At 72.0% G+C, this 16,400-nt stretch carries 13 protein-coding genes and 2 pseudogenes; 6 read left to right on the top strand and 9 right to left on the bottom strand.

Annotation, left to right across the window (positions count from 1 at the left end):
* Positions 1-76 precede the first annotated feature (76 nt).
* Positions 77-580 carry a DinB family protein gene (locus ACN269_RS29925; RefSeq protein WP_421475584.1) on the bottom strand — a complete coding sequence of 168 codons (504 nt, stop codon included), beginning with the start codon at positions 578-580 and terminating at the stop codon, positions 77-79.
* Between the two features lie 139 nt (positions 581-719).
* Between ACN269_RS29925 and ACN269_RS29930 the strand changes: the two genes are divergently transcribed.
* On the top strand, positions 720-1,667 hold the full coding sequence (locus tag ACN269_RS29930) for a DUF72 domain-containing protein (protein ID WP_421475585.1): 948 nt from the start codon (positions 720-722) through the stop codon (positions 1,665-1,667).
* A 52-nt stretch (positions 1,668-1,719) separates the two neighbouring features.
* Here the strand turns inward: ACN269_RS29930 and ACN269_RS29935 are convergent, their stop codons facing one another.
* Positions 1,720-2,085, bottom strand: a complete 366-nt coding sequence (locus ACN269_RS29935; protein WP_421475586.1) for a hypothetical protein — start codon at positions 2,083-2,085, stop codon at positions 1,720-1,722.
* 183 nt (positions 2,086-2,268) lie between these two features.
* On the bottom strand, positions 2,269-2,898 hold the full coding sequence (locus ACN269_RS29940) for a hypothetical protein (RefSeq protein ID WP_421475587.1): 630 nt from the start codon (positions 2,896-2,898) through the stop codon (positions 2,269-2,271).
* Between the two features lie 185 nt (positions 2,899-3,083).
* Between ACN269_RS29940 and ACN269_RS29945 the strand changes: the two genes are divergently transcribed.
* Positions 3,084-3,254, top strand: a complete 171-nt coding sequence (locus tag ACN269_RS29945) for a hypothetical protein (protein ID WP_421475588.1) — start codon at positions 3,084-3,086, stop codon at positions 3,252-3,254.
* A gap of 53 nt (positions 3,255-3,307) precedes the next feature.
* On the opposite strand, the gene ACN269_RS29950 is transcribed toward ACN269_RS29945, so the two are convergent.
* Complete coding sequence (locus tag ACN269_RS29950; RefSeq protein WP_421475589.1) at positions 3,308-4,564, bottom strand: hypothetical protein; 1,257 nt, start codon at positions 4,562-4,564, stop codon at positions 3,308-3,310.
* 491 nt (positions 4,565-5,055) lie between these two features.
* On the opposite strand from ACN269_RS29950, the gene ACN269_RS29955 reads away from it, so the two are divergent.
* The 4 genes and pseudogenes from ACN269_RS29955 to ACN269_RS29970 all read left to right on the top strand — a co-directional run bounded on the left by ACN269_RS29955 (position 5,056) and on the right by ACN269_RS29970 (position 10,934).
* Positions 5,056-7,113, top strand: coding sequence for a DNA gyrase/topoisomerase IV subunit B (locus ACN269_RS29955; protein ID WP_421475590.1), 2,058 nt, complete (start codon positions 5,056-5,058; stop codon positions 7,111-7,113).
* A gap of 32 nt (positions 7,114-7,145) precedes the next feature.
* A pseudogene (locus ACN269_RS29960) lies at positions 7,146-7,403 on the top strand (DNA gyrase subunit A); the annotation flags it as partial.
* Between the two features lie 54 nt (positions 7,404-7,457).
* Positions 7,458-8,207 (top strand): annotated as a pseudogene (locus ACN269_RS29965) (LAGLIDADG family homing endonuclease); the annotation flags it as partial.
* Between the two features lie 417 nt (positions 8,208-8,624).
* The gene (locus ACN269_RS29970; RefSeq protein WP_421476638.1) at positions 8,625-10,934 is read left to right on the top strand and encodes a DNA topoisomerase (ATP-hydrolyzing); all 2,310 of its coding nucleotides are present in this window, start codon (positions 8,625-8,627) and stop codon (positions 10,932-10,934) included.
* An 18-nt stretch (positions 10,935-10,952) separates the two neighbouring features.
* Here ACN269_RS29970 and ACN269_RS29975 read toward each other — a convergent pair whose 3' ends face one another.
* The 5 genes from ACN269_RS29975 to ACN269_RS29995 form a co-directional block, all read right to left on the bottom strand.
* On the bottom strand, positions 10,953-11,585 hold the full coding sequence (locus ACN269_RS29975) for an alpha-ketoglutarate-dependent dioxygenase AlkB (RefSeq protein ID WP_421475591.1): 633 nt from the start codon (positions 11,583-11,585) through the stop codon (positions 10,953-10,955).
* A 158-nt stretch (positions 11,586-11,743) separates the two neighbouring features.
* On the bottom strand, positions 11,744-12,802 hold the full coding sequence (locus tag ACN269_RS29980; RefSeq protein ID WP_421476640.1) for a PseG/SpsG family protein: 1,059 nt from the start codon (positions 12,800-12,802) through the stop codon (positions 11,744-11,746).
* Positions 12,799-13,521, bottom strand: a complete 723-nt coding sequence (locus ACN269_RS29985; protein ID WP_421476642.1) for a cytidylyltransferase domain-containing protein — start codon at positions 13,519-13,521, stop codon at positions 12,799-12,801. The genes ACN269_RS29980 and ACN269_RS29985 overlap by 4 nt, the downstream gene beginning before the upstream one ends.
* A 203-nt stretch (positions 13,522-13,724) precedes the next feature.
* Entirely contained in the window at positions 13,725-15,557 is a 1,833-nt protein-coding gene (locus tag ACN269_RS29990; RefSeq protein WP_421475592.1) for a class I SAM-dependent methyltransferase, read from the bottom strand.
* Positions 15,547-16,398, bottom strand: a complete 852-nt coding sequence (locus ACN269_RS29995; RefSeq protein WP_421475593.1) for a hypothetical protein — start codon at positions 16,396-16,398, stop codon at positions 15,547-15,549. The genes ACN269_RS29990 and ACN269_RS29995 overlap by 11 nt, the downstream gene beginning before the upstream one ends.
* Positions 16,399-16,400: the final 2 nt, after the last annotated feature.

Consider the following 16,400-nt stretch of genomic DNA (forward strand, 5'->3'; position numbering starts at 1 on the left):
GGCGATGTCACATCCGCTTTGCGCGGGGGACGAGGAACCCGATGTGCGTGCGGACCGTCGACCGCCGGATCGTGGCTCAGCCCATGGTCTTCGCCCCGTCGATCGCCTCCCGCAGGATGTCGGCGTGCCCGGCGTGCTGGGACGTCTCAGCGATCAGGTGCAGCAGGACCCGACGCACCGTCCAACTCGCGCCCGGCTCGAACCAGGGCGCCTGCGGCAGCGGATGCGCCGCGTCCAGGTCGAGGGTCCCGATCAGCTCGTCGGTCTGGGCGGCCACCGCCTGGAACCGCTCGACCAGCCCGGCCAGGGTCTCGCCCGACGTCATCTGGAACTGGCCGACCCAGTCGATCTCGGCCCGCTGCATCTCCTCGGCGCCACCCACGGCAAACCGCATCCACCGCTCCTCGGTGCTCGCGACGTGCTTGATCAACCCGCCGGGGCAGAGCTCGCTCACGGTGCTGCGGGCAGCGGCCTGCTCGTCCGTCAGACCATCGACGGTCTGCAGGAGGAAGCCCCGGTGCCGGCGCAGCGTCTGCAGCAGGTCGGCCCGTTCCCCGGTGAGCTGCGTGGTGCTGGTCATGGTGTCGCCCTCTCCTCGAAGTCCGTCGGCCAGCCTAGGACCGGGCACCGACACTTCCCGGCACTTCCCGGTCGGACACGACGGGGGCATCGGGCGTCAGCGGTTGCCGATCGGAGTGCGGGACTGTCCACTGAATGACATGGGTGTCATCAAGGTGGGCACGTCGTCCTGGGCGGACCAGTCGCTGCTGCGCTCCGGCTGGTATCCCCGCTCGGCGAACACGCCGGCCGGCCGGCTGGCCTTCTACGCCAGCCGTTTCCCGCTCGTCGAAGTGGACACCTCCTACTACGCCGTCCCGGTCCCGGAGACGACACAGGGCTGGGTCGACGCGACGCCCGACGACTTCACCCTCGACGTCAAGGCGTTCAGTCTCTTCACCGGGCATCCCACGCCGGTCGCCGCGCTGCCACGCGACCTGAGACCGGCTGCCGGCCCCGGCCGGGTCCGCCGCCGCGACCTGCCCGAGCAGACGTACGAGCAGCTGTGGGTCCGCTTCCGCGCGGCGCTCGCCCCGATCGCGGCCGCCGGCAAGTTGGGCGCGGTCCTCCTGCAGTTCCCGCCCTGGCTGGCCCGTGGCGCCGCCGCCGAACGGCGCATCGTGGAGCTGGCGCAGCGGTGCCGGCCGTGGCGCGTGGCGGTGGAGCTGCGGCACGGGTCCTGGTTCGAGGGCGCGGCCACGACCGCGACCCTGGACCTGCTGCGCGCACACGATCTGTCACTCGTCTGCGTCGACATGCCGCAGGGGCACCCGTCGTCGGTGCCTCCGCTGCTGGCGCGCACGGCCGAGCCGGCGATCGTGCGTTTCCACGGCCACAGTGACGCGTGGCGCGACGGCGACAAGCAGGACAAGTTCCGCTACGCGTACACCGAGCAGGAGCTACGCGCCTGGGCGGAACGGCTGGCCGGGTTGGCCGGGGACGTCGACGACCTGCACGTGCTGTTCAACAACTGCTGCGCCGGTCAGGCACAGCGGGACGCGACCCGGCTGGCGCAGCTGCTCGCCGAGACCATGCTCGGTGAGACACGGGTCCCCGTCGGGCCGCGTCGGCCGTCCGACGGTCCGGCCGTCGCCACGTCGCCTGGCTGACCGGCCGCCGCCCGCGTGCTCAGCGTCGGGACCTGCGGGCGGCGCCTCTGTTCTAGGAGCGGCGACCCCGGCTGCGCAGCGCGTCCTGGGACCGCTCGGTGACCTCCGCCTCGTCGGGGAACGTCCGCCCGCTGGGCGCGGGATCGGGCGGCGCGCCTGGCCCGGCCACCGTGGTGCGGGTAGGCTCGACCGAGCCGAAGCCGTGCCGCCCGGCCGGGCCGCTCTGCCCGGCCTGCGCGCCCGCCCGCCGTTCACCGCGCCGTCCCTGCGGCACCGCCGTCTCCTCGCTGCCCTCGTCCATCGGCGAGTCGTCGTCCGCGCCCCAGGGCGCGTCGGCGTCGAAGCCGTCGCTGGTTCCCCACGGCTTGGTCGCCTCCGGTTCGAGCCGGTCACCACCGCGTCCCTCGTGTGCCGTCATGGCCACCTCGCTCGGTCGGTCCGCCGCTGTCGACGGACGGGTTGCACCTTGCCCGGGCCTTTCACCTGGCGCGGGGTGGGCCGGTGCCGACGCGACCGGACCCACCCGAAGTGCCGTGCGGTGCGCGGGACCGGCCGGCGTCCCGCCGTCGACGGTCCGGCGGGGCCCCGGCCGGCCCGACGCTCAGCGTCCGGCCATCGCCATCTGACGCTTGCCGCCGACGCTCATGCCGATCTTCGCCAGGCCCATCGGGGCGCCGCGCATGCCGCCGGCACGGCCCATGAGGCCGCGCAGCACCTGACCGGGCTTCTGCTGCTCACCCATGTACGCGGTGACCACGACCAGCGACCCGGTCAGCGCCGGGATCGCCCACTGGAGCAGCTTCATCTGCCGCTGGGAGGAGGCGACGCTGGCCGGTGTCTGGTGGTTGGGCTCGGTGGCCCCGCTCACCGGCGGTCCGCCCGCCTTCTCCAACCGCATACCGATCAGTCGGCTGTAGCCGGTGACGGCGAGCGCGCCGATCGTCAGCGCCGTCTTGATGGCGCTGGCGCGGCCAACTCCACGCTGGGCCGCCACCCGCGGGCTCTCGGTGACCAGTTCGCCGACCGCACCCGCGAGGTGCGCGCCGATCGCGGCCGCGTTGACCGGTGTCCACTTGGACCACCCGGCCGAGGCGACCGGGAGCCGCTGGGTCGAGTCGTTGATCTTCGCCGCTGCGCCGTTGACGCCGAAGGCACCCATGAGGGAGCCGCCGAACCAGGCCGCCAGACCCAGATCGTGCATCGAGCGCAGTGCGGTGTGTCGTTCGGACATGTGATCCCCTTCCGCCGTGTCGGGCGAGGCGGCTTACCCGTCGCCCGCACGGCTAACCCCGTCGTCCGCCGGTCGATCCCCCGCGACGAGGACATCCGGGCTTCGAGGGCCCGAACCGTCTTCGGCAGGAGTCGTCGGCGCGGCGGTGGGTAGGTCAGGCGGACGCCGACGGAGAGGGGAAGGGCATGTCGCAGCCGGACGAGGTCCGCGAGAAGACCCCCAAGACCGACGCGGTGCTCATGCACCCGAACGACGATCCGCACCGCACCACCGCGGAGGTCGCGCCGCGCAAGGACCACGCGCCGATCGAGGTGGAGCGCGACGGCGAACGGACACCGTTGGAGCAGGAGGACTGACCGGACACGACGGAGGCCCCGTCGGATGACGGGGCCTCCGGTGGCGAAACCGGTCAGGAGACCGAGATCGTCCCGTTGCTCGCGCGGACACACGACACCGCGCGGGCGGCGGTGACGGCGGCGCCCGCCAGGCACTGGCCGAGCACCTGGTGTCCGGTGGCGTTGGGGTGCCACGACTCCTGGCAGGTCTGGAAGTAGCTGACGCAGGTGTTGGCGATCCGCTGAATGGCGATCTTGTCCTTGCCGGCGAGGCTGGTCACGAACGTGCCCGTCGCGCCGTCCTGCAAGCGGATCGGGGTGGCCAGCGCGCCGGTCGGGCTGGACGTCGTCTCGCACAGCCGCGCCCCGTCGAAGGCCCGCTGCACGTTCAGGTAGACCAGGTCGTCGTTGGGGAACTCGGCGGCCAGGGTGTCCCGGGTGGACTTCACGATGCCGCCGAGACCCTGGGAGAAGCGGTGTCCCGGGGCGAGGCTGGCCCGGTGGATCGGGCAGCCGGCCGCGTACCGCTCGGCGCCGAGGTCACGGAACTTGTCCCGGGTGTCGTCGCGGCCGTCCTCCTCGTGGAACGCCGCGTTCAGATCGAGCGGCAGCGGGTTGGTGTAGTCCTGGAACACCACCCGGTGCTGTCCGTCCGCGTCCACCTGGTCGAGGGTGGTGAGGATCTGGCGTACGGCGGCGGTGGTCTCCGCGGTCGCGGCGCTGAGCTGCGCGGCGGTGGCCAGGTCGGCGTCGCTGCACGGCTTCTGCTCCACCGGCCCGTTCAGGTACGCCCAGAACTCCCACCACCCGGTCCAGGCGTCGGCGATGAACCGGTTCGCGCACGTCTCCGCCACGCTGCCGAAGGTGAACGAGCTGTTGTTGGAACCGAGGCCGATCAGCACCAGGTCGATGTCCTGGGTCTGCGCGACGGCACGGAGCTGGTCGAGCTGCGCGGCCACCGTACGGCCGTTGGCCCGGGCCTGGGAGGCGGCGGCGATGTCGTGCGGCTGACCGCCGGAGCAGGCCAGGTTGAACCGGTTCTGGATGCCCGGCAGGTTCGCCTGGTTCAGCGAGGCGTTGGCCGACCGGTGGCAGAAGAACGCGTTGTTGTTCGGGGCGGTCCAGCCGGGGAAGCCCTGGGTGACCCCGTTGGCGTCGACCACCGGGGTGTACGCCCCGGCGCCCTCCCCGCTGATGAAGCTGTCGCCGAGCGCCACGGCGGCGGTGGGCAACGCGGCGGTCGCGGGGGCGGGCAGCGCGACGGCGGTCGACAGCGCGGCCGTGACGATCGTGAGTGCCGCGGCGAACGCGGTACGGCGGAACCTGGGCATGGGGCCCCCATCCATCGAAAGATGAAAGATTCTCTGAGAGCGCGATCAGATCACCCCCGTGCAACGGGCGTCAATGGCCCGTAACAGAATCTTTCGACGATCGACACGTGGATGTCGGCGCAGCGGCGTGCGCCCACTGTGGAGGGCGATGAACGGCGGACCGCCGACTACGTCAGGGGTGACACCGGCCGCGCCGAGCGCTACTCAGGGAGCGCCGCAGGGCGTCACGGGGCGTCTTGTTCGCCCCCGGCTGCCTGCCCGCGTGCGTCGTCCCCGGAAATGCGGAATCGTACCGACCTGGGTATCTGTGCGTGACTCCCTGCTCACCGCGCCGCTGTTCGATGGCTCACGTTCACCGGGTCGAGCACGGCGGGTCGCGTAGGTCCTCCGGGAGTTGTCTCAGTCTCGGGCTAGGCTCGCTGCGGCGCGCGCCGGCCGACCGACAGTTGGGACGCCGCACCACACCGCCGAGACCGGGGAGTACGAACCAGTTGACCGCAGAGCCTGACACCCTGTATGGGGCCGATGACCTCACCCACCTCGAGGGGCTGGACGCCGTTCGCAAGCGGCCCGGCATGTACATCGGCTCCACCGACAGCCGTGGCGTGGGTCACCTCGTCAACGAGATCCTCGACAACTCCACCGACGAGGGCGTCGCCGGTCACGCCAGCCACGTCGAAGTGATCCTGCACCCCGACGGCTCGGTGCAGGTCGACGACGACGGCCGGGGCATCCCCACCGACGTGCACGCCAAATCCGGCATCTCCGGCGTCGAGCTGGTGCTGACCCGCCTGCACGCGGGCGGCAAGTTCGGCGGCTCCGGCTACAAGACCTCCGGCGGCCTGCACGGCGTCGGCGCCTCCGCCGTCAACGCGCTGTCCCGCCGGTTCGACGTGACCGTCCGCCGGGGCGGCAAGGTCCACGCGATGTCCTTCCGGCACGGCGTACCCGGGATCTTCGACGGCTCCGGGCCGGACGCGCCCTTCACCGCCGGTCCGGGCCTGCAGGTGACCGGGGCGATGAAGCGCGGCCAGCGCACCGGCACCTCCATCCGCTGGTGGCACGACGCGCGCTACTTCGAGACCGGCGCGGCGCTGGACGTCGACGCGGTCCGGATGAAGCTGCGCAACACCGCGTTCCTGGTCCCCGGTGTGACGTACCTGCTGCGCGATGCGACCGGTGAGGCACCCGTCGAGGAGCGGTTCCACTACCCCAACGGGCTCAGCGACATGGTCGAGTTCCTCGCGCCGGCCGGCGACCGCCCGGTCTCCGGCATCCTGCTGGTCAACGGCGAGGGGACGTACCGGGAGAACGCCGCCGACGCCAACGGCGTCATGCAGTCGAACGTGCAGCGCCGCGCCGAGGTCGAGGTGGCGTTCCGCTGGGGCACCGGCTACGAGCGCACCGTCGAGTGCTTCACCAACACCATCCGCAACGCCCACGGCGGCACCCACCGCAAGGGCTTCGAGCGGGCGCTGGTGCGCACGCTCGCCGACGCCGTCCGCAACACCCGCGGCCTGCTCAAGGCCAAGGAGGAGCCACCCACCCTGGACGACGTCCTGGAGGGGATGACCGCCGTGGTGCACGTGCGGATCCCCGAGCCGCAGTTCACCTCCCAGACCAAGGACGAGCTGTCGACCACCGGCATCACCAAGGTCATCCAGAGCCTGGTGGACGCGCACGTCAAGTCCTGGCTGGAGGACCGGCGCACCAAGGCCGAGGCGCGCGTCGTCCTACAGAAGATCGTCGACGCGGCCCGGGTGCGGCTCACCCAGAAACAGCAGAAGGACGCCGCCCGGCGCAAGACCGCCCTGGAGGGCGCGTCCATGCCGCCGAAGCTGGTCGACTGCCGCGCGACCGGCATCGACCGCAGCGAGCTGTTCATCGTGGAGGGTGACAGCGCCCTCGGCACGAGCCGGATGGCCCGCTCATCGGAGTACCAGGCGCTGCTGCCGATCCGCGGCAAGATCCTCAACGTGCAGAAGGCCAACCTCCAACAGGTTCTGGACAATGCCGAGTGCGCCGCCATCGTCCAGGTGCTCGGCGCGGGCTCGGGCCGGACGTTCGACCTCTCCGCACTGCGCTACGGCCGCGTACTGATCATGGCGGACGCGGACGTGGACGGCGCGCACATCCGTACGCTGCTGATCACCCTGTTCGCCCGCTACATGCGGCCGTTGATCGAGGCCGGCCGGCTCTACGCCGCGATGCCACCCCTGCACAAGATCACCACCAAGGGGCGGAGTCCGCAGACTGTCTACACCTACACCCAGGCCGAGATGGAGGCGACGGTCCGCAAGCTGGAGAAGGCCGGCAAGCAGATCGTCACGCCCATCCCGCGCTTCAAGGGCCTCGGTGAGATGGACGCCGACGAGCTGTGGGAGACCACGATGAACCCGGCCACCAGGGCGGTCCGCCGGATCACCCTCGACGACGTGGACGCCGCCGAGCGCATCCTCGAACTGCTGATGGGCGAGAAGGTCGAGCCGCGCCGCAACTGGCTGATCGACTCCGCCGACCGGGTCGACCGTGAGGCGATCGACGCATGAGCCGACGTTTCATTCGAGTGGAGAGCTGAGTCATGGCACGCCGCAAGGAAAACAAGGTCGACCTCTCCTCGTTCGACCAGGCCGGCGCGCGGGTCTTCGACAATCCGCTGGTCACCGAGGTCTCCGACTCCTATCTGGAGTACGCCTTCTCGGTCATCCACTCCCGCGCCCTGCCGGACGCCCGTGACGGACTCAAGCCCGTACACCGTCGGATCCTCTGGTCAATGTACGAGCAGGGCTACCGCCCCGATCGAGGGCACGTGAAGAGTGCCCGAATTGTCGGTGACTGCTTCGTTGCCGGCACACTCGTCTCGACGCCCGACGGTCTGCGGGCAATTGAGGAGATCGAAGTCGGGGACCTCGTGCTCGACGGCGATGGAGCCTCCGTGCCGGTGACTGCTGTCTATCGGAATCCGACCTCCGAGCTCGTGCGCGTGACCTGGAGCAACGGGCACACGATGCTCGTCACGCCCGGCCAGCGCTTCCGCGTGGTCGCCGATGACCTTTCGGTTGAATGGGTGGAGGCTCGGGATCTCGCGGGGCGACTGACATTGGCCTACGGCAGTCGTCGCAGCGCGCTACCGACTGCCGCCGGAGACGTCTACGACTATGTGCGCGGGCTGCTGGTGGCCGAAGGCTTCCCTGTCCATCGGTCTCGCGAGGCGGACGGTCGGGTCCGAATCCACATGTGTGACGTCGAGCCGCTGGATGTCGCTCACGGCTGGGCCGTCGCCAGTGGATTGAACGTCTCGCGAGGTAAGCGCGAGGCGCGCAATCACCTCCACCGCGACCAGCACATTCTGACCTTCAGTCGGCACGAAGGGCTGTTGGAGGCGACCGAGCCGCTCAGCCGGGACAAGTACATACCCCGCGACATCGTCGAGAACAGGTCGGCGTGGGCGCCGTTCCTCGCTGGCTTCTTCGACGGAGACGGTTACGTGCGTAAGCGCTTCAGGGAGATCGTCTTCGTCAGCACGAGCGAGATGCTGGTACGGCAGATCTACGCCATGCTCGCCGACCTTGGGTTGCATGGACATCACTGGACCAGCCGTCGCGCCTCCGCGGGTAACTCACTTTTTGGTCTCTCGGTCTCTGGGCGGGACGCCGCGGAGCTTGCCCGTCTGCTGCTGCCCTGGGTGCGAATCGGATACAAGCACGACGGCTTGCAGCGCGTCACCGATATCGGCTACGAGTACAGCGGCAAGCAGGGCAACGACCGGTTGCCGTACGGGCCGGTCATCGCGGAGTTCACAGCCGCGCATCAGGGCGGCGGGTGGTTCCGGGACCAGGACGGCCAGGCGTTTCGCGCCTCGCTCTCGGCGAGCGGCAGCCCCAAGGTGAGGTACGGCAAGGACCGCAATGGCGTGGCACTTGCGGATCGATCCTTCCAGTTGGAGCGTGCGGTCCGAGACGGTTGGATCAACAAGCTCCACCGCCTCGGCTCGCCACTCGCAGCCCGACTGGACGCGTTGGTGGGAAGTTCGTTTCTTCGGGTCACCTCGGTTCAGCGTGTGTCGCCCGACGACACGTACGACATTCAGGTCGGCAGTGACGAGCACGCGTTTGTCGCCGAGGGCTACGTCGTCCACAACTGCATGGGCAAGTACCATCCGCACGGCGACACGGCGATCTACGACGCGATGGTCCGCCTCGCCCAGGACTTCTCGTTGAACGTGCCGCTCATCGACGGCCATGGCAATTTCGGATCCCCGGACGATGGCCCGGCTGCGTCAAGATATACAGAAGCGCGGATGTCCCGCGAGGCCATGCTGCTCGTCGGTGAGCTGGGCGAGGACACGGTCGACGTCGAGCCCAACTACGACGGGTCGTTGACGCAGCCGACCGTGCTGCCGGCGGCCTTCCCCAACCTGCTGGTCAACGGGGCGTCCGGGATCGCGGTCGGCATGGCCACCAACATGATCCCGCACAACCTCGCCGAGGTCGTCTCGGCGGCCCGCTGGCTGATCAACCACCCGGACGCCACCCTGGACAAACTCATGGAGTTCGTCCCCGGGCCCGACCTGCCCACCGGCGGCGTGCTGCTCGGCCTCGACGAGGTGCGCCGCGCGTACGAGACCGGGCGCGGCGTGGTGCGGATGCGCGGCAAGGTGGAGATCGGCCCGATCGAGGGCAGCCGGGGCCGGCAGGCGATCACCGTGGTCGAGCTGCCGTACGGCGTCGGCGCGGAGAAGGTCATCGCGGCGATCACGAACGAGGTCACCAAGACCAAGCGGCTGACCGGCATCGCCGACGTCAAGGACCTCACCGACCGGGAGAGCGGCACCCGCCTCGTCATCGAGTGCAAGGTCGGGGTCAACCCGCAGGCGCTGCTCGCCGACCTCTACCGACTGACCCCGTTGGAGCAGTCGTTCGGCGTCAACAACCTCGTGCTGGTCGACGGTCAGCCCCGTACCCTCGGGTTGAAGGCCCTGCTGGAGGTATTCCTCGCCCACCGGTACGAGGTGGTCACCCGGCGCAGCTCCTACCGTCGCCGCAAGCGTCAGGAGCGGCTGCACCTGGTCGACGGTCTGCTGATCGCGCTGCTCGACATCGACCGGGTGGTCCGCCTGATCCGTGGCAGCGACGACGCGCAGGCGGCCAAGGACGCTCTGATGAGCCAGTTCGGTCTCTCCGACATCCAGGCCACCTACATCCTGGACACGCCGCTGCGTCGCCTCACGAAGTACGACCGGATCGAGCTGGAGGCCGAGCAGGAGCGGCTGCGTGCCGAGATCGCCGAGCTGTCCACGATCCTCGACGACGAGCGGGTGCTCAGGAAGCTGGTCTCCGACGAGCTGGCGGCCGTGGTCAAGCAGTTCGGCACGGAACGGCGTACGACGCTCGTCGACGGTGACCTGAAGGAGGTGTTGGCGGCGTCCGTGCCGGCCGGCCCGCTGGAGGTCGCCGACGACCCCTGCCAGGTGATCCTCTCCGCGACCGGGCTGGTCGCCCGGACCGCGGCCGAGTCGGAGGAGAGCGCCGAGGGGCGTCGGCGCAACGGCCGGGTCAAGCACGACACGGTACGCGCCGTCGTGCACTCCACGGCCCGTGGCCGGGTGCTGCTGGTCACCAGCGCGGGCCGTGCCTTCAAGATCGACGTACTGCCGCTGCCCGTGCTGCCCGAGCAGGCCGGCACGGTGTCGCTGCGCGGCGGCATGTCCGCGGCCGAGCTGGTGCCGTTGGAGGCGGGGGAGACCGTCGTCGGTCTGGCCCCGCTCGGGGGCGCCGCCGAGGGCTCACCCGGGTTGGCGCTGGGCACCCGGCAGGGCGTGGTCAAGATCTGCGCCCCGGAGTGGCCGGTGCGCTCCGACGAGTTCGAGGTGATCGGCCTGCGGGACGGTGACGAGGTGGTCGGGGCGACCTGGCTGACCGACGACACCGCGACGTTGACGTTCGTGACCTCGGAGGCGTCGTTGCTGCGCTTCGCGGCCGGCCTGGTCCGCCCGCAGGGCCTCAAGGGCGGTGGCATGGCCGGCATCAACCTGCCGGCCGGGGCGCGGGTGGTCTTCTTCGGCGCGGTACGCACCGACGATCCGGGTCACGGCGAGCCGATGGTGGTCACCTCAACCGGAGCGACGGTCAAGGTCACGCCGTTCCAGGCGTACCCGGCGAAGGGCCGGGCGACCGGCGGCGTGCGTGCCCACCGCTTCCTCAAGGGTGAGACGGACGTCGCCGTGGCCTGGGTGGGGCCGCGCCCGGTCGGCGCGACCGCCACCGGAGAGCCGGTCGAACTGCCGGCGGCGGACCCCCGCCGAGACGGCAGCGGCTTCGCCGTGATGCTCGGCCCAACGGTGGTGGGCCACCTCATCGAACGCGACTGACCGCCGGGGGCGGCACTGTTAGGCGACGTTGATGGGGCGGAACTGGACGCTCACCCTGGGGCCCACCGGGCGGGTGGTCTTGGGGATGGCGTGTTCCCAGGTGCGCTGGCAGGAGCCGCCCATGACGATCAGGTCGCCGTGGCCCACGGGGAAGCGCAGGCTGTCGCCGCCGCCGCGCGGGCGCAACAGCAGCGGTCGGGGTGAGCCGAACGAGACGATCGCGACGATGGTGTCGGTGTGCGCGGAGCGGCCGATGGTGTCGCCGTGCCAGGCGACGCTGTCGCGGCCGGTGCGGTAGAGGCACATGCCGGCGGTGACGAAGGGTTCGCCCAGCTCGGGTGCGTAGTGCCGGGTCAGGGCCGTGCGGGCGGCCGTGAGGACGGGGTGCGGCAGTTGCCGCTCGCCGTCGTACCAGCAGAGCAGGCGGGGCACGTCGACCTCGCTGTCGTACATGGTCCGGCGCTCCGCGCGCCACGGCACCTCGGTGAGCAGCGTGTCGAGGACGGCGTCCGAGCCGTGCACCCAACCGGGCAGATGGTCGACCCAGGCACCCCGACTCAGCTGGTGCCGCCGGATCGAGCCGGTCAGTGACCCCAGGGTCGGCCCCGTGTCGGCCAGATCGAGCATCGATGGCTGATAGACGGCCTCCATGAAGCCACCCTAGCAGCACGTTAGTACACCCGTGCGAGTCCCGCGTCCCGGACCGTGGGCCCTACCCGTGTCCGCGTCGATCTTGCTCTTTCGGTTGCCGACACGGGGGGAGTTGCCCGATGTGTCGCGACAGAAAGTGCAAGATCGCGGGGGTGGGGTCAGGGCACGGCGGGGGTGGGGGTTACCGCCTCCAGCACCGCGTCCACGACGCGGGCGCGGCCCTGGCCGTCCACGGCGGCCCAGGCTCGGGCGGCCAGCGCCGCGCGGCGTCGCGGCGAGCTGAGCAGCCCGTTGAGCGTCCGCGCCGCAGTCGCCCGGGCGGTCCGCCCGGGCAGCCCGGTGGCGGTCAGGTCCGGCAGTTCGCCGAGGCCGGCGGCCAGGCCGTGGTGCACCACCCGGGTGTACGACTCGCGTTGGTTGTCGACCACGCAGACCAGCGCCGCGGGCGCGCCGAGGCAGCACAGTTCCCAGGTGGAGGTGCCGGCGGCGCTGACCACGAGGTCCGCCTCGGTGATCAGGGCGGGCAGCGAGCCGGTCGGCGGTACGGGACGGACCACCTGCCCCCGCCCGGGGGTGATCGCCTCCAACTCGGCCTCGATCTCGGGTCGCCCGACGACGACCGTGAGGTCCATCGGGTGGCCGGTGGCCAGCAGTACCCGGGTCAGCGCCGGTGCCGCGCCGACCGCGTCGGTGCCACCGAAGAAGGCGAGCACCCGGGGCCTGCCGACCGTCGTGGCGGGCCGGGGCGTCGCCGGACGGGCGGTCACTACCGAGTCGCGCAGCAGGGCGTACCCGCTGCCGGCGAGCAGCCGCCCGGGCAGCGCCGGATGCCGCGCCCCGAAGTTCTGGTCGAGGTAGAGGTCGGCGTCCTGGCCCCGGCTGTCCCCGTCGATCACGGCGAGGGTGAACACGCCCGCCGCCCGCAGGGCGCCGGCCCCGGCCGGGTCCAGTTCGTACGAGTCGAGGACCACCACGTCGAGGTCGTGTCGTCGGGCCGCCTCGACCAGCTCGTCCGGTGACTCGGGGCCGGGATGCAGCTCGATGCCGCGCGCGGCGAGTTCGGCGCTGGCCCAGCCGACCCGCTCGACCGTGCCGAACACCGCGACGTGGGCGCCCCGGGCCAGGAACTCCTCGGCGAGGGCCAGGCAGCGCACGAGGTGGCCGACGCCGCGTCGGGGCCCGGCGTCGCAGCGCAGCCCCACCCGTAGCGTGCTCAGGACTCCTCCAGCCGCTTCTGGCGTACGTCGGCGTTCAGCGCGCGCAACCGGGGTTGCCCGTCGAGCCAGTCGGCGAGCTTGGCCAGTGGCACGCTGACGTCGCCGAAGTGGTCGGCGACCGCGCTCACCAGTTCCCAGTCCTGCTCGGTGTCGAGGGTCAGCCGCAGCGCCGACCGGTCCGGCGTGAGGGTCACCCCGAGCACCCGGAACAGCTCCGGATGGGTGTACGCGTACGAGGTCACGTGCACCCGGTGGTGGCCGGTGGCGAGCCGGTCCAGGGTGCGCAGGGCATCCGCGCGGATGATCTCGACGTCCAGCCCGCGGGGCAGGGTGCGCGCGATCGACGTGCTCGCGTAGTCCAACCCGGGGACAGCCCGGTACACCGAGGCGACCAGCGTGATGATCTCCGGGTCGAGCAGCGGGCAGTCGGCGGTGAACCGCATGACCGCGTCGCCCGGGTGGGCGGCGAGCGCGCCCACGAACCGGTCCAGCACGTCGTCGACGGGCCCCCGATGGCACGGCACGTCGAGCCGGCGGCACTCGTCGACCACCGCGTCGTCGACCGGGTCGGTGCTCGTGGCGACCACCAGGTCGGCGAGGACGCCGCTGTCGCGGGCGGCGCGCACGACGCGGCCGAGCACGGACCGCCCGGCGAGCGGGCGCAGCACCTTGCCGGGCAGCCGGGACGAACCCATCCGCGCCTGCACGATGCCGACGATCCGCGGCGCGACGGCCGCGCCCGTGCCGGCCGTCGGCTCGGGCCGCGTGGTCGGCTCGGGCCGCGTGGTCGGCTCGGGCCGCGTCGTCGGCTCGGGCTGCGTCGTCGGCTCGGGCCGCGTCGTCGGGTCAGGCTGCGTCGTCGAGTCGGGTCGCGCGGCAGGGCCAGCGCGGCCCGCCGTCGCGGGCTCGTTGTCGTCGCCGCTCACTGCTGCTCCTCCTGCTCGGTGACGAGCTGCTTCGGGGCGAGGGCTGCTCGCGCCCGCCGCTTCGCGGCCCGCGCACCCCGCTTGGCGAGCCGGGCGGGGGTGATGGCGAGCCGGCCGACCCGGTAGCTGATGGACCCGCTGAGCAGGCCGATCTTCGCCTCGGCCCGGCGCAGCGCCCGCTCCCGGGAGGTGAGCAGCTCGTCGGTCCACCGGGTCAGGGCCGCGAGCCGGCTGATCTCCTCGCGTTGGCGCAGCCACGCCTCGCGCAACTGCTGGTAGCTGTGCGCCCCGAGCGGCGGGTCGGTCGGTTCGACCGCCTGGAGTTCGTCGGTGAGGGCGGTGCGGTGCTCGGCGTCCAGGCCGTGCAGGCTGGCCGTGATCGCCGCTTCGGCCCGGACCGCCTCGGCCACCGTCGTCCGGTCCAGGTCGTGGCCGGCGAGCCCGCCGAGGACGACGGTGAGGCCGGCGACGTCCAGGGTGGACGACCACGGGTGGGCGTACCCGCCGGTGAGCAGGGCCGCCGCGAAGCGCCACAGCCCGCGGGCCAGCACCACGTCGCCCGGGAGCCGGTCGGCGGCCCGCCAACTCGGGTCGAGCACCGCGAAGCGCTCCCCGTCGACCACCATGTTGTCGGCGCCGGCCAGCGCGGCGGCGCCGGTGAGCCGTCCGTCGGCGTCGGCCTGGTCGGCGAGCCAGCCCGCGTACCCGTGCAGCAGCGTCCGCACCGTGGTCAGGTCGCGGCGCAGCGCGGCGTCGAGCAGCAGGGTGTGCAGCAGCCGCCCGGCCGGCACCGGTCCGGTCAGCGCGGCGGGGTCGCGGTACGCGGCCGCGCGACTGGCGAACGGCGGTGCGCTGGTGCCGGCGGTGGCGACGTGCCCCCACCGCCAGCCGGACGGGCCGTCGCGCACCTCCAGCACACCGATCCCGGGCTGGCCGGACGAGCCCGTCTGCACCAACGCCACCGGCAGCTCCCCGTCGGCTGGGCAGTCGGTGGCTGCGCCGGGTCGGTGGGCCAGCATCAGCCAGGCCGGTGCGAGGTCGGCCGCGCGCCCGGCGTGCAGGGCGTCCACCGCCAGCCGGGCCGGGTCCTGGAGCACCGTGGCGGGGGCGAACGCGCCCACGCAGGCGCCGTGCAACACCGCGTCGAACAGCCCCCGGTCCGCGCCGCGGTCGAGCTGGTCGGCGTCGAGCAGCGCCGTCGCCGTCGCGCCAGCGGGGTACGCGGCCCAGCAGGCGCTCGGGCGGAGCCCGCTGTCGGTGAGCCGCTGGCGGAGCTGGTCCCGGTTGGCGGGGTGCGCCGCATCGAGCACGCCCCCGATCAGCCAGGCGGAGTCGTCGCGGGCGGCGTACCAGGGGGTGGTGGCGACCAGCCGGTGCAGTCCGAGCGGGTTGTCCAGGCGCAGCAGCAACGTGCCGCCGGGGCGTACCGCCGCGACCAGCCGGGTCAGCACACCGTCCCAGCCGAGCCGGGTGCCCTCCACCGACTCGATCGGATCCAGGCCGGCGGCGGCGATCACCACGTCGTACGTCTGGTCGTCGGGCAGGCCGGCGGGGCCGCCCACGATGACGCGGGCGGCCCGCTGGGCGAGCGCCACCGCGTCCGGGTGACTGCGCAGCAGACAGGTCACCTCGGCGTGGGCGAGCCGGTCGAGCAGCGCCGGGTCGTGCGGCCCGGCGAGCAGGACCCGCGCGCCGGGCGGCACGACGCGGGCGGCCAGCGCGGCGAGCGGCCCGCCGTCGGCCAACCGCTTCTTCGGCAGGTCGGACCAGGCCAGCATCTCGCCGCCGGGCAGGGTGATCCGGCCGGCGGGTGCCGTCTCAGTCGTCACTGTCGTCCTCTTCTTCTTCCGGAAGGTTCGCCCAGCCGAGCAGCTCACGCAGCTCGGCCGGGGTGCAGCGGTGGTCGACGCCCAGCTCCGCGCGGGCGATCGACACGGCGGTGGGCAGGTCGACCTGGGTGCCGTGCAGCTCCGGCCACTGGCGACGGATGCGGGCGGTGCCACCGAAGGTCGGGTCCTCGTTGGACAAGATCATCGGGTCGCCGTAGACCGCCGGCTCGCAACCGGCCGCGATGCCGTAGAAGATCGCGCTGGTCAGCCGGTTGGATGCTACCCGCCGGTGCCGGCGCAGCTCGGTCAGTTGCTTGTCGAGGAACTCCGGATCGGTGTCCTTCCACCAGTGTCCCCGGTAGCCGTGACAGATCACCCGGAACCCGGCGCGCTCGTAGAGCCGCCGGACGTGGCGCATGCCGTACTCGTGCCAGTAGAGGCAGACCGTCACCGGACCGGGCTCGGTGTCGCGGATGCGCGCAATCAGCTCCCGGTGGTCGCCCTTGACGTGCTGGCCCTCCCAGCCGTGGAACGGGTACCAGATGGTGCCCTCCCGCTCCTGCTCCGGCGGGTCGTCGGGACGCATGGCCAGCAGGTAGCTGAACGGGGCGCCGATCACGACGACGTTGCGCCGCCCCACCGACCAGGCCCGGCGGCGGGTCTGCTCGGACCAGAGCAGGCTCGGCGTGCGGTCGGCGTACGGGTGACCCGGGGCGAGACCGTCGCCGATGTTCCAGCCGTGCTGCACGTACCCGTTGATCCGGGGCGGATGCCGGTCGCCGAGGCCGGCGTACCGGGCCAGCACGTGGGCATGGCCGTAGAAGTGGTTCGCGTGGTGCATCA

The sequence above is a fragment of the Micromonospora sp. WMMD736 genome (assembly GCF_049179015.1).
Lineage (GTDB): Bacteria > Actinomycetota > Actinomycetes > Mycobacteriales > Micromonosporaceae > Micromonospora.

Coding starts and splice junctions, on each gene's coding strand:
- ACN269_RS29925 (WP_421475584.1), bottom strand. CDS start 580: ATGACCAGCACCACGCAGCTCACCGGGGAACGGGCCGACCTGCTGCAG.
- ACN269_RS29945 (WP_421475588.1), top strand. CDS start 3,084: ATGTCGCAGCCGGACGAGGTCCGCGAGAAGACCCCCAAGACCGACGCG.
- ACN269_RS29940 (WP_421475587.1), bottom strand. CDS start 2,898: ATGTCCGAACGACACACCGCACTGCGCTCGATGCACGATCTGGGTCTG.
- ACN269_RS29930 (WP_421475585.1), top strand. CDS start 720: ATGGGTGTCATCAAGGTGGGCACGTCGTCCTGGGCGGACCAGTCGCTG.
- ACN269_RS29975 (WP_421475591.1), bottom strand. CDS start 11,585: ATGGAGGCCGTCTATCAGCCATCGATGCTCGATCTGGCCGACACGGGG.
- ACN269_RS29935 (WP_421475586.1), bottom strand. CDS start 2,085: ATGACGGCACACGAGGGACGCGGTGGTGACCGGCTCGAACCGGAGGCG.
- ACN269_RS29950 (WP_421475589.1), bottom strand. CDS start 4,564: ATGCCCAGGTTCCGCCGTACCGCGTTCGCCGCGGCACTCACGATCGTC.
- ACN269_RS29995 (WP_421475593.1), bottom strand. CDS start 16,398: ATGCACCACGCGAACCACTTCTACGGCCATGCCCACGTGCTGGCCCGG.